Raw genomic sequence first — 13,127 nt, 5'->3', positions numbered from 1 at the left:
ACATGATATTTGAACGAGAATTTCGCGACGAGCTCGAGGGCTACGCCGATCTACTTCAGTACGTCGCGGTTATCGACCGCCGGCGCGGGATTGTCATCGGAAAGGCTGGGCAGCTGATGGCGTCATTCGCGGTTATGGGGCGCGACGCAGATTCGAGTTCAGGCCGCGACCTGGAGGCAATCTCGCAGCGCGTCAATGCTGGTTTGAAGCGGCTCGGCCACGGCTGGATGCTGCACTTCAACGCGTTTCGCTTCGAGAGCCGGGGATATCCAAAGGCCGGCTACTTTCCGGACGCTGCTACGCGCGTTGTGGACGAAGAACGCCGTCAAATGTATGAAGGGGAGGGCCGCCACTTTGAGAGTCAACGCGTGCTGACCTTAACCTGGCTGCCGCCGCCGCCCTTGGAGAACAAGGTAAAGAGCCTCGTTCGCGAGGCCAGTGAGGACATGGTGCCCGAAAGCGTGCCCGCCGAGCAGAAGAAGCACTTCATCCAAACCATCGACGACATCGCCAGCGAATTGCGCCTAGAGTTCGTTACCGTCGAGCCGTTGGTTCCTCAGACCATAGAGTATCCGCATCTGGCTCAACGCACGGTTATCGACCCGCAGCTCGGCGTCTTCCATTGGTGCGCCACCGGCCTCCGCCAGCAGATTGCACTCCCGCCTCCCGACACGGCACCTTTTGCGATCGACTACCTGATTGGCAATCAGGATTTCGTTGGTGGCGATCAGCCGCGGGTGGGAAAAAAGCACATCAAGATCATCGCGGTCGATTCATTGCCTTCCGAAGGCACACATGCCGCTATCCTTGAAATTCTGAATCGCCTAGGAGTTGCATACAGATGGTCAACGCGGTTCATCTTCGTGGACGATGAGCACGCAGAAGCAGTGATGGATCGCCACTATGCGAAGTGGAACCAGCAGGTTCGTAAATTCCTCGACCAAGCTCTCAACAGGGTGGGCGGCAGGATAAACGAGGAAGCATTGCGGATGAGCAATGACGCTCAAGCCGCGAAGAACGAACTACGAAGCAAAGAAGTGAAGTTTGGGTACTACACCGGGGTAATCGTTCTGTATTGCGAAGACCTCGGCGAGCTGGAAGCCGATGCACAGCAGGTCATTGACGCTCTACGCCAGAAGCACTTCGTGGCAAGAGAGGAAAACGTCAACGCCGTGGAGGCCTTCCTTGGAAGCCTGCCTGGCCATGGTTGGGAGAATGTTCGGCGGCCAATGATTCACACGCTGAACCTGGCCGACCTCATCCCTACCACCGCGCCGTGGCAGGGCCTCGAACAGAATCCGTGCGACAAAATTAAAAGCCAGTATCCCGACCAGCACGCGCTCCATGTTCCCCCGCACTTCTACGCGGTCAGTTCGGGGAGTACACCGTTTCGGTGCTCGCTGCACGTGGGTGATGTCGGCCACACGTTGATGGTTGGCAGGACCGGCGGCGGCAAGAGCACCATGTTGGGATTCTTGATGGCTCAGTGGTTTCGCTACCCGAACGCCAAGGTGTTTGCCTTCGACAAGGGTTGGTCCGCATACGCATTGAACCAGGCGTGCGGAGGCACGCATTACAACATCATGGGCGAGGGCACTGACGTCGGCTTCTTCCCCTTGGGAGAAGTCCATAAGATCGGGGAACGCGCCTGGGCGGAGTCTTGGATAGAAGCCATGCTCGTGCTGAACAAGGTCGAAGTGACATCGTCGCGGCGCACCATGATTCGAACGACGCTAGCGGCCCTCGGGCGCGAAGATCGCGACCTCCGCACGCTTACTCATTTCGCAGGCATGCTGCAAGACACTGAAATGGCGCAAGCCCTGCGCTACTACACTACCGGCGTAGGGGCGGGAGGGATCCTGGACGGTACAGGAGACACCGTTGACCTGACGCGCTTCACAGTCTTTGAAATGGAAGCGCTGATGGAGCTAGACGACAAGCACGTCGCTCCCGTGCTGATGTACCTGTTCCGCGTCATCGAACGGCAGCTCGATGGATCGCCGGTCATGATCGTTTTGGACGAGGCGTGGCTGATGTTGAAGCACGCACTTTTTCAGGAGATCTTGCAGAAATGGCTCAAGGTTCTGCGCAAAGCGAATGCATTCGTTGTGTTTGCCACGCAGGAACTTGCGGACCTGGACCAGTCCCCGATCCGCGACACGATTTACTCGGCGTGCATGACGCGGATCTTCCTGCCCGACCGTGACGCAGATACCGATGTTTCCGTACCTTATTACCAACGCCTCGGTTTGACGGCGCGGCAGATCAAGCTCGTGACGAAGGGTGTCCAGAAGCGCGACTACTACTACACATCCCCCTATGGCTCGCGGATGTTTCAGTTGGGGTTGGGGCGTGGTGCTCTGTCCCTTGTGGGGGTGGCAGGTATCGAGAATACAAGGCGCATCCAGGACCTGCAGCGCGAGTGCGGTGATACCTGGATTTCACACTGGATGCGTGAATACGACGTAGCGGAAGAAGTTGTCCAACTGTTGGAGCGCTACCAGAGAGACGCCGGCACCTTTCGTCACGACCAGGTCAGGAGCATGGCGTGAGGCGGATAGTCCTTGCATAGCGCTTGACTATCCATCGTCAGAATTTTCACTAGTGAAAATTCTATAAAGATTGCATAATGCTATAACGTCAAAACTCAATTCTTGGAGCTGAGATGTCCTTGTTCTACATGTTCCTGGTGGGTTGCTTCATCGCACCCAAATTGACCATCGGTCTTCTTCAAACCGCAGTCAATCTGACCGTTGCGGTGGTGCATTCGCTGAGAATCTCCGTATTGCTCGTCGTACTCGCCTATCGACGCTGGGGCGCACGGCGCACCCTCGGAGCGGGAGTGGCGCTTATCGCCACAACCGCTATGGGGGTCTTGTTCATGCAACCAGCCCACGCCGCGGAAATCAAGTGCATTGGTGAAGCGCCATACTTGGTGGAAAACTATCGTCTTCCTACTCAAGGGCAGCCAGGAGCGGTATTCGTCGGTGCGCACGATCCCGGCGAGCGAATTGCCTACTTCTTGACCGGCAGCGGTTGGGAGCGCTACGACGGCGGTCTGTTCCCGATTTATCGTCGCTTTGACGGGGGCTTGCCTGCCGAGGTGCCCGTGCGGACGCTGCTCCCGTTAGCCAGCGACAATACCGCTCCTGTCGAAAACTGGTCGATCTACATCGGCTATGGCATTCTCACGCCGGCCGCTATGGACATGATCAAAACGCGACGAGAGGCCCTGAACGAACTACGGCCCCAACGAGTAGCCGAGGGAACTTGGAACCCGAGTTACGATAGCGATGACCAGTTCAAATGGGCGCTGGTTCACAAGAACTTGGTGGACAACAGCCAGTACCTGAAGGCCATCCCCCAGATACCGCTGATGTTTTGCCGACAAGACAATGGCAATAATTAGGAGTCGATGTAATGGGCATTTTCACGAAGGAAGAAGCCGACAGCATGGGGGCATTTGAGGAGACGGCGCTCGACACCGTCGACGCGCGTGCCGCAGAAGTAGCGTTGCCTGAGCACGGCGGCGCCACTGCCGTACCAACTGCACCTGGTGGCCCTGGAGACGGTCAATGAGATTCATCGGTAGCCTGATGCTTATCACGGCGGTCTTCCTGTCGGGATGTCAACAGGACGAGCCCCCCGCCCCGAAGCCACAGCCAAAAGACGACGTGCAACAGTTCATTCCGAAACAGGAAATGCAGTTCAAGCGATAACCCAATAAGTTAAGAAGGGCACGCTCTCGACTACGTTCCTCGAGAGCGGCATTCCAAATGTCGACAACGTAGGTCGACGATCGAACTGCAGACTTTTCGTACACGGCTACCCGCCAGAGAACGGCCGCGATTTTGTCCTGCCGATCCCAGGCGCCCGAGCGCCACGAACCAACCGCCGAGCGGTGGAATTCAAACCTAACGCCGTGCTTCATGAGCGTGTAGTAGCACTTAAGTAGCGGACACCAGGTACGCATTTCCAACACGTCGTCGATCGAGTAGCCGGTACTATGATTTATCGGGCAATAAATTATGCATGGTGAGCCAATGAAAAAGAATTTGCGCCGTTGTTTGTGCATTTCGGCCGCGCTAATAGGTCTGGGGGTATCGCACACAGCGTCAGCGGTGGACGATGTATTCCCAGCGATGGCAGCGCAAATGCAACAGTCCGCGAGCAACGTCGCGAACCAGTTGGTGCCATATGCGCTCCGCCTTCTCGGAGTGCTGTTTCTCATTCAGTTCGCGTTGCGGAATTACAAGACAGCGTTCTCGGTGGACGATCCCAAGCAACTGCTAGCCAAGCTCGTATTTCCGATGCTGTGGCTAGGGTTCTTGATGTACCTGATCGGCAACAGCTACAGCCTATTGAACGCGATCTTCAGTTCCTTCCTAGCCCTCGGGCGGATAGCGTCCGGGGGTGTCGACCTGCAGCCTGGCAACATCATGTGGAACGGCATAGCACTGCAGAACAATATGGTGATCGCCTACAACGAGGCTACAGGCGCAAGCGATGGCTTGCTGAACGCCTTCAAGTATTTCTTCCCATCGATGATGTTGTCGGTCGCATGCTTGGCTATCCTCCTGTCGTTCTTCATGATTGCCCTCGCGGTCGCAATCGCAACGTTGGAGTTCTTTCTGATCCTCGCCGCGGCCCCTATAGCTTTCGCTATGGGCGGCCTGGAAGCGTTAAAGCAGAGCAGCATCGCGCCGCTGCAAACGATGTTATCCATCGGCTACCGTCTCATCATCCTTGGTGTGATCGTCGGCGTGATGAACGACCAGCTGGTGCCCTGGAGCAACAACTTCAAGACGGTCACAGCGTCCAACCTCGCACCTATCTGGATCGTCGTCTTTGGCTGCCTGCTCGGTGCAGTTGCCTCCTTCTCCGCCGGCAAGATTGCCGGGGCGTTGGCCAGTGGTCAGAGCAACATCAGTGGCAACGAAGCAATGTTTGCCGGCCTCCAAATGATGCAAACGATCGCCACGACGATGACTGCAGCCGCCTCTGCCGGCCAACTCGCGGGCGGTGTTGCCGACGCGGCGTCCAAGGGTGCCGGCGGGGCTGGAGCTGCGGCGGGCCGCGGCTTCGCCAATCTATCTGATGCATTGGGTGGCGGCTCAGGTTCCATTTCGAGCGCTGGAAATGGCGCCAACAACAGCAGTGGGGCAGGGGGACAGGGTAGGGCAGCCGGCATGAACTCAGCCGATGCTGCCCAGTCTGTACTTGGCCCTATGGGCGGCGACCCCGTGGGTGCCTCCGACCAGGCCGGCGATGCATCCGATGCAGGCGTAAGTGGGGGCAGCGCTTCAAGCGAGGCCGGTGGTGGCGCCGCACCTGGGAGTGCTGGCCAGGCCAGCACCTCTGGAGACTCATCGCCGGCCACTCCTCAAACCAGCGAGGATCGCATGTCACAGGCCCTGGACAATATGGCCGAAGCGATGCGCGGACAACGGCCTGGTACCGGCACGCAGCTGGGCAGGGCGGCGATGGGCAGCGTTCAAGGCATGCAACATGATAGCGGTCACGTGCAGGTGCACGTCGACACCCACAGCAGAGACTAGGAGAGAGAGTAATGAAGAAGACGATTTTCGCTGCGTTGCTGTCGGCGGCAGCCCCCGCATTGGCCGGCAGCGTTGCAGGCACCGGTGGGTCGACAGAAGTTACGCAGATCATGAACAACACAGAACTGCTATCGCAGACTGCCCAGCAGGCAAAGCTCGTTCAGATTGAGTTGCAGAACGCGCTGCGCGATCCGAACACGCCCTGGGCACAGACGATGAACGCACTGCAGGACCTGAGGAACGTTTACAACACCGCCCAGTCTATGGGCTATTCGCTGGCTAGTGTCCAAAGCCGGTTCAATAACACCTTCAAGGGATACGCGCAGGGCGGCAATATGCTGGACAAGTTGATCGCCTGGGGCAACCAAACGAAGGGGTCGCTCGAAAGCCTGCTATCCACTTCCGGTTGGACAATGGACCAGGTCCAGAGCGAGGCGAGCCTAATCGAGAGCCTGCGGACCAAGGGACAAACCGCTCAGGGTCAAATGCAGGCGATCCAGGCCGGCAACGCAATCTCAGTGCAGTTGGTCCAACAGGTGCAGCAATTGCGCCAATTGCAAGCCTCTCAGGCACAGGCCATGGGGTCATACCTTGCTCAACAGAATCAAAAGGCAGGAGACGATGAAGTCAACGCGCGCGCCCTGGTTCCCACGACCGAAATGACTTTCAAACGGTGAAGACATCCATAGCCTGCAAAGTGCAATTTAATTTGCAATATTAGTTGCACTTTGCCTAAAATGAATACATGCTGCATTTTTGCATTAATTATTGCTTTCACTGGTGAAAATCCATGGGACTGAAATCCTTGTTGACCGGACGATTCGGTAGGCCGCGCGCCTCTGACGAATCTCGTGTCACGGCGGCGAGCGACGCAGCCGGCCCAGCGGCGCTTCAACACGGAGACAGTGGCGACTGGCTCGACGGCCAAAGGGCCTATGACGATCGCATGATGCGGCAAACCATTCGTGCGAGGAATTGGCAGCGAGCGTGGTTCTGCCAGTTCCTGTTCAGCGTGGCATGTTTGGGGGTGGTGGTATACGCACTCAAGATCCCGAAATACATTCAAGTGCCGATCGCTACCAGCAGTTTGGGCAGGTCGGTGCTTGTGAGAGACACCGCCCCGGATGCCGCGCTGCTGGCACAGCAGGAATACACCGAGGTCGGAGACTTCATTGAAAACTGCCGCACAGTCCTCGGGGACAAGATGGGCCTGCGCAAGCTGCAGGCAAGGTGCTATTCCAGGCTGCCGGACGAGTCAGCAGCGCGACGCTGGTTCGTCGACCAGATGCGGGGTGAAAACGACCCCTTTGTCGTTGGCGAGACGCATTCTGCGGAAGTGACCGTGATATCTCGCCTGAAGCTCTCGGCACAGACATGGGAAGTGGAGTGGCTTGAACAGTTCATCGACCTAAACGGTGGACGCGTCGGCCAACCGATCAAATATCGAGGCCATCTAGAAATCGAGTTCATCCGCGGCTCCAATTCCATGTCGCAGCTCGAGACCAACCCCAACGGCTTCTACGTCCAGAAGCTGACTTGGGCCAAGAAGATGTAAGGCGGATCAAAGCATGCGACGAACCACACTTCGACTTCACGCAATCGGCGTGCTGCTGCTTGCCACGGCTTGCCTGGCGCAAGCTAGGCCAGGCGCCAACTACAAGACGCTCGACGAAGCCGTTATGGCCCAGGTGCAGCAATGGCAGCAAACCAACACCATCAAACCGATCGTGTCGGATGAGGGGCGCGTACTGTACCCCTTCGGTCAATACATGCCTACGCTGACCTGCGGCATCATGCGCGCATGCTCCGTCGACCTGCAGCCCGGTGAGATCCTCATGGATTCGACGCGAGGAGACACGATGCTGTGGAAGATGGACCGGGCCAAGTCCAAAGATCCCAAAACTGGTGCGCTCTGGACGCACGTAGTCTTCAAACCGACACTGCCGGATATCGAAACGAACGTCATCCTCTTTACCGATCGACGCGTGTATCACATCAAGCTTGTCTCAACCAAGTCTGACAAGGAGTACATGAACCAAATTGGCTTCTACTATCCCGATGAGATCGTCCAGACCTGGGAGAACGAAGCGCAAGCAGATCAGGCGGCGCAAGACGAGGCTTCGCGCAAGGCCGACCTCCCTACGGTATCGCTCGACCAAATGGACTGGGGCTACACCGTCCGCGGCGGGGATAAGGACCAGCGTCCGGTTCGGGTCGGCAACGACGGCCGAAGGGTTTGGATCCAAATGTCTCCCATGATGGATAGAACCGAGGTCCCCACGCTCGTTCTTCTCGACGACGACGGCAAGCCGCAAGATGTGAACAGCCGGCGCATCGGCCGTGACGGCGAATTCTTTCTTGTGGACAGACTGTTCAAGAGGGCACAACTCCTGTACGGCGGGAGCGATGGGTCGGTTTCCAAAATCACAATTATCTGGGACAAGCACAAGCGGTGGAGTTGGTAAGCATGGCTGACAACGAAGCCAACGAGGCACAACCCAGTTTCAGCGCGGCTCCGCAGTCGATACCGACGCGCGGGAAGATATCCGGCAATCTCAAAGGGAAGACAAAAGGCTACTTGGGTTTGAGCAAGCGAGCGAAGCTCTTTGCCTCGCTCGCCGCCGGTGCAATCGTCGCGTGCATTGTCCTTGGCATAACAGCACTGCCAGATCCTGCGGAGACTGCGGCGCTGCAGAAGGAGAAGGAAGAGGCGGCCAGATTGGCAGATAAGGCCAAACGTGACGGTCCCAAGAGCACTGTGCCCAACAGTGTCGCGAATGCTGGGGACGGCGTTTCCAAATCGGCGGATGTCGAGGCAGCCCTGGCGTCTACGCGCCCCTCCCAGGGCACCGAGGGCCCAGTTGTCCCGGGGGTACGGTCCGGGTCGGACCCGCTCGCAGCCGCCGCCAGCACAAACGCAGGTCACCAAGCTGGAGCAAACGGTACGCTTTCACCAGAAGAGCAGGAGGCCCAGCAAGAGCGTAGAAACCGCCAGCAAATGCTGCGTGAGGCACGCAATGCCGACCTGCGTGACGGCTCGTCTCAGCAGGGGCAGCAAGCTGACGGCGCTCCGGCCGGAGGCCGCAGCGTTGTTCCCGCGATTGGAGGAGGGCAGCAGGGAGCAGGTCAGCCCAATCCTCAGGGCATGCCCAACGGCATGCAGGACGATCAGAACAAGCAAGCACGCAAGGAGGCGTTCTTAGGCGGGATGGCCGGCAACGCTGGGGCCGTTCCCGCTACCTACTTGCCCGCGAGCGTTCAGAAACCCCGGTCACCATATCAAATTGAAGCGGGGTGGCTAATTCCGGCCATGATGGATTCCCAGATGAACTCTGACCTGCCTGGCACCATCCGCGCGCATGTAAGCCAGAACGTCATGGACTCTGCGACCGGTCGTTTCGTCCTAATACCCAGCGGGGCCCGATTGGTTGGCCACTATGACTCGCAAATCGCCTTCGGGCAGCAGCGCGTGCTGGTGGTGTGGGATCTGTTGAAGTTCCCGGACGGTTCTGAATTGGCCCTACTGGGGATGCCGGCAGTCGACCAGGTCGGCGCCGCAGGCCTCACTGGGGAGGTCGACAATCACATGTGGACAGTGATTAAAGCGGCCACGTTCATGTCAGTGATCACTGCGGGGGCCCAACTCTCGCAGCCCCAATCCCGCAGGTCAAACGGGGATAACGAAGGCCCCTCAGTCAACCAGACGCTCTCAGCGCAGCTGGGCACACAGTTGGGCCAGGTCTCGGGAAACATGATCAACCGGTACTTGAACATTCAGCCGACCATCACCACGTCTCAAGGGACGCGCTTCAACATCCTGGTCAAACAGAACGTGGTGTTTGAACGCCCCTGGTCGTGGAAGTAGCCGGCGCGCGCCATACCTGGTGGCGCAAGCCGCTCAATGACATTTCTACTAAGGAAACGACGCTCATGGACAAGACAATCACGCGCCTACGTTCGCAGATCAAGAAGCTGCAATCGCAGCTCGACCGTGCGCTGGTGAAACACCGCTCGATCGAGGTTCAACGGATTGTGCAGGTCATGCGCGGGCATTCGTTGACACCCGACGATATCCGGCAGGCCCTGGAGTCGGCTCCGAAGGCGAAACGCGCGCAAAAGATGCCGCGCACCGACGATGCACGCAGGCGCGCGCCGGTTGCGCCGAAGTATCGCGATCAGGCCACCGGCGACACCTGGACGGGAAGGGGTAAGCCACCGCGCTGGCTGAGTGCGGCCGAGCGTGCCGGCACATCACGCGAGGCATTCCTCATCGCTCCTTGAGGTAATTGAACAAGCGCGTCACGTTCAAGCCGAACACGAACGGATTGTTGCGCAATCCGTTCGTTATGCATCTCGCTGCAGCCGCTTTCCGCTGCATACCAAGACCGGCCCAATCTGCTAGCCGGCACCGTCTCCCCATAGGTCCAACTCAAGATAGCGCAGCCGCGCAGGGCGTTGGAATCCGAGCACCCACAGACCAGCCCCGGGCTCCTCATCGCTGCGGCGCGGCCGCGGAAATGCGGGGCGCACACCGATCGCAGCAGTGTGCAGAAAATTTTCTGCACAAGACATTTTTCTTGTCACAATGCGGGCTTTTAGCGGTGGACAAAAGATGTTGTAGTGTTCTAATGTTGTCTGCAAACGACTATGGACCTTTTATAATGAAGTGGCGGCGTCCTACAAGTCCATTGTCCCGCCCGCAGCGCCGCCTTTCACCTCCACGTTAAAGCATATGCAACAATCGCTCGGCGAGAGTCCCCTGGTCATCATCCAAACACGTTGTCCAGTGGAGATCATTCGCTATCTGAAGGGGCTTGCCATGCTCAAGTATGGCAAGCTGATGGTGATGAACGAAGAAATGCTGAGGCAGTTCATCATGTACCAACCGTGGGCGGCGAGCAGTCCACTTACCTGGCGGCGCCCCAAGCCGCGAACGGTGCTTGGTTGGAACACCTTTAACCTCCAAGTGTCGAATGCGCTCAAGGACCAGGTTGAACGCCTATGCACAGAGTTGGATGTCTCCATGTCGGTGTTCTGTTACACCGCAATCTTTTGGTGGGTCAAATACATGTACCCGCCGACCAATGCCTAATCGCCATTCCGACACAAGCCTCGCACATGCGAGGCTTTTTTTTCACCGGTGAAAATCGACGTTGCATTATTTTATGCAATGCTCTAACATCACAGCATCACAACACTGTACGGTGATTTTATGGCTAGGAGCAAGACCCCGGGTGAAACAGAAGCACTCACCCTCCGCTTGAACGGTGACCTAATCGTGGCGTATCGCTCGCTCGCAGCGCAAACCACACTCCAGCAGGGCAGTGGTAGTACGGTAACGGCTCAGGATTTAATGCGCGACTGGTTGGGACGCAACCCGGCGCTCAAGTTGCTGGCGGGTAAGGCGGAAACGAAATAGATCCAGACCAACGTCGGCCATGCATTAATGGGTGACGGGTGAACACTACGCGACAAGAAGGATGCCAACGGATGTTTATTTACACGTTCATCAATCGCAAGGGCGGGGTCGGGAAGACTGCTACTGCCTTCAACCTGGCGCGCTACACACAGGAACAAGGCCTGCGCACAGGCGTGATTGATCTTGATACGCAGGGCAGTCTCAGCCGCGCGCTGACCAACGAGTTCGACATACAACACGACTATGTGGGCGGCGCCATGGAACTGCTGAAATCTGGCGGCACGGCGAAGCCCTCGCGGACAACCGCCAATGGAATCGACGTGTGGCATGGCCACGAGCAGTTGGAGGCCATCGACAGCGATTCGAAGGTCGAAGATCTTGCCTACTCCTCCAAGATGAAAGAGAAGCTGCGCGAACTACCGTACGACGTACTGATCATCGACACGCCGCCGGCGATCGGCTTGCGGCATGTCGCACCGTTATATTGGTCGGATCGGGTAGTCATCCCTGTTGAACCCGATACCGAAGCAGTGATCGGCCTCCAGAACGTCTACAAGACCTTGGAGTCGGTCAGGTTCGAGAATCCCGGGCTCGTTACGATGATCGCCATCAATAAGTTCAAGGCATCGTCAAAGTCGCATAAGACCATTTGCGCGGTCGTTCAGCAAAGCTATGGCGACGAAGTGATCGCGGTGCTCAACGATCGCGTTGCGGTCGCCGACTGCCGCCAGGAGGACGTGCCCGTGCCTGTCTGGCGGTATCGGCGCGCGAACAAAGCTACCAAGGACCAGTGGCTCGGCTTTGTCCGCGCCGTTGTTCAGTAAGTCAAAGCACAGAAAACACAGGTACAAGAGAGGTAATCGCATGACGTCGTTGTCCACATTGCAAAAAATCGCAGCGAATGCGGAAAAGTCGAAGGCGTCGCAAGCCGTTTCCGGCGCCGGCGTGCGGGTCGTCCCGCTGCATCTCATCGACTTCGACTCGAGCCAGCCGCGGCAGGACTTTTACACGCCCGATGGCGTGATCGCGCCCGAGGTGCAGGAAAAGCTGCAGGAACTCGCCTCGAGCATGAAGATCCACGGTCAGCAAGCCGAAGTGACGCTGATCGAACTCGACAATGGCAGGTTCAAGATCGCGGTCGGGGAACGCCGTGTCCGAGCCGCCCATCTGCTCGAATGGAAAGAGATCCGGGCGAACATCCGCAACGACTTGAAGGGCGTAAGCCTGCGGCTGTATCGCCTGGCCGAAAACGTCGACCGTGCAGATCTGTCCGAACTGGACACGGCGCGCTACATCGCCGACATTGTGGCCGCGGGCGAAATGAAAAAGCATGAACTCGCTGCGCATTTCGGCAAGAAGCCTGCATGGGTCACTCGCTATCTGGCCTTCGCGGACGACGTTAACTACCAGAAGTGGGTGAAACCCGGCTACATCCAGAAGGCCTGGATCCTCTACGCGGTCACCCAGCTGCCCGACGAGGTACAAGACCAGATCTACGCTATGTGCGCTGCGCGCGACTCCGGCGAGCTTACTTCGCAAGAACTGCGACGTTTCGAAGCCATGGTGAAGCGCGGGCTGCCCGTCACGCCACCGGGCGACGGCGGTAGCACGTCTCCCGGCGCTACGTCGCAATCGAACGTGCTTGACCCTGCCGCCGCCGCGCAGCGAATGATGATGAATGCCGACACCGCGGAGATCCCGGACGGCTACCGCCCTCCTGACGGCCTTTCGGCTGAAGGCTTGGAGCCGCACGACGGCAAGCTCAGGACGATGGATAACACTCCGGGTAACGGCATCAGCACCGCTCACCGTGAGGAACACGACTCGGCGCCGGCAGGGCAGACGTCAGGTGCGACGCATGCTCCTGGCAGCATCGTCACTTCACAGCTCTCCGTCGGGCAGCTATCGGCCATTCTGGTGCAGCTCCAGAAAAAGAAGGCAAAGGCCAGCGGCACGCTTCAATCTTTGTCGGTCAGTTTCCGCTTGCCTGAGCTGGTAGTGCGTGAGGTTCTGAGCGCACTCGGTGAAGGCGAAGAAGTCGAAAGCTTGCCGCCGATGATGCTCGGGCTAAAACTGGCCGAGGCTGGACACAAGTTGGCCAGCAAATAGGCCAGCGGCCTGCTAGCTCGAGAATGCCCAGGCTCCTAGGA

12 protein-coding genes are annotated in these 13,127 nt (G+C 58.1%); all 12 read left to right on the top strand.

The features are described 5' to 3' along the window. Positions 1 to 2: 2 nt before the first annotated feature. Entirely contained in the window at positions 3 to 2,552 is a 2,550-nt protein-coding gene (locus tag AOZ53_RS19865) for a VirB4 family type IV secretion/conjugal transfer ATPase (RefSeq protein WP_054473467.1), read from the top strand. A gap of 113 nt (positions 2,553 to 2,665) precedes the next feature. Further along, positions 2,666 to 3,409 carry a hypothetical protein gene (locus tag AOZ53_RS19860; RefSeq protein ID WP_054473468.1) on the top strand — a complete coding sequence of 248 codons (744 nt, stop codon included), beginning with the start codon at positions 2,666 to 2,668 and terminating at the stop codon, positions 3,407 to 3,409. An 11-nt stretch (positions 3,410 to 3,420) separates the two neighbouring features. After that, the gene (locus tag AOZ53_RS34300) at positions 3,421 to 3,579 is read left to right on the top strand and encodes a hypothetical protein (protein WP_156333447.1); all 159 of its coding nucleotides are present in this window, start codon (positions 3,421 to 3,423) and stop codon (positions 3,577 to 3,579) included. A gap of 464 nt (positions 3,580 to 4,043) precedes the next feature. Further along, positions 4,044 to 5,558 (top strand): type IV secretion system protein, encoded by a 1,515-nt coding sequence (locus tag AOZ53_RS19855; RefSeq protein WP_165596089.1) that lies wholly within the window; start codon positions 4,044 to 4,046, stop codon positions 5,556 to 5,558. Between the two features lie 11 nt (positions 5,559 to 5,569). Continuing rightward, a complete protein-coding gene (trbJ, locus tag AOZ53_RS19850) occupies positions 5,570 to 6,235 on the top strand; it encodes a P-type conjugative transfer protein TrbJ (RefSeq protein ID WP_054473470.1) in 666 nt (221 codons plus the stop codon). Between the two features lie 113 nt (positions 6,236 to 6,348). Then, complete coding sequence (locus AOZ53_RS19845; RefSeq protein WP_082385697.1) at positions 6,349 to 7,113, top strand: VirB8 family type IV secretion system protein; 765 nt, start codon at positions 6,349 to 6,351, stop codon at positions 7,111 to 7,113. A gap of 13 nt (positions 7,114 to 7,126) precedes the next feature. Further along, positions 7,127 to 8,023 (top strand): TrbG/VirB9 family P-type conjugative transfer protein, encoded by an 897-nt coding sequence (locus AOZ53_RS19840; RefSeq protein ID WP_082385696.1) that lies wholly within the window; start codon positions 7,127 to 7,129, stop codon positions 8,021 to 8,023. 2 nt (positions 8,024 to 8,025) lie between these two features. After that, entirely contained in the window at positions 8,026 to 9,423 is a 1,398-nt protein-coding gene (locus tag AOZ53_RS33580) for a TraB/TrbI/VirB10 family type IV secretion system protein (protein ID WP_082385695.1), read from the top strand. 65 nt (positions 9,424 to 9,488) lie between these two features. Further along, entirely contained in the window at positions 9,489 to 9,839 is a 351-nt protein-coding gene (locus AOZ53_RS19825) for an H-NS histone family protein (protein WP_054473475.1), read from the top strand. A gap of 451 nt (positions 9,840 to 10,290) precedes the next feature. Further along, complete coding sequence (locus tag AOZ53_RS19820) at positions 10,291 to 10,650, top strand: hypothetical protein (RefSeq protein ID WP_131726790.1); 360 nt, start codon at positions 10,291 to 10,293, stop codon at positions 10,648 to 10,650. 398 nt (positions 10,651 to 11,048) lie between these two features. Beyond that, positions 11,049 to 11,801, top strand: a complete 753-nt coding sequence (locus AOZ53_RS19815) for a ParA family protein (RefSeq protein ID WP_054473477.1) — start codon at positions 11,049 to 11,051, stop codon at positions 11,799 to 11,801. 40 nt (positions 11,802 to 11,841) lie between these two features. Then, positions 11,842 to 13,086: a ParB/RepB/Spo0J family partition protein gene (locus AOZ53_RS19810; protein ID WP_054473478.1), complete on the top strand. Its 1,245-nt coding sequence runs from the start codon at positions 11,842 to 11,844 to the stop codon at positions 13,084 to 13,086. The last annotated feature ends 41 nt before the right edge of the window (positions 13,087 to 13,127 follow it).

The organism is Achromobacter sp. 2789STDY5608621 (assembly GCF_001299375.1).
GTDB classification, from domain to species: Bacteria; Pseudomonadota; Gammaproteobacteria; order Burkholderiales; family Burkholderiaceae_B; genus Achromobacter; species Achromobacter insuavis.
Note: the sequence above shows the minus strand (reverse complement) of the source record. Positions and strands in the feature narration are given on the sequence as shown.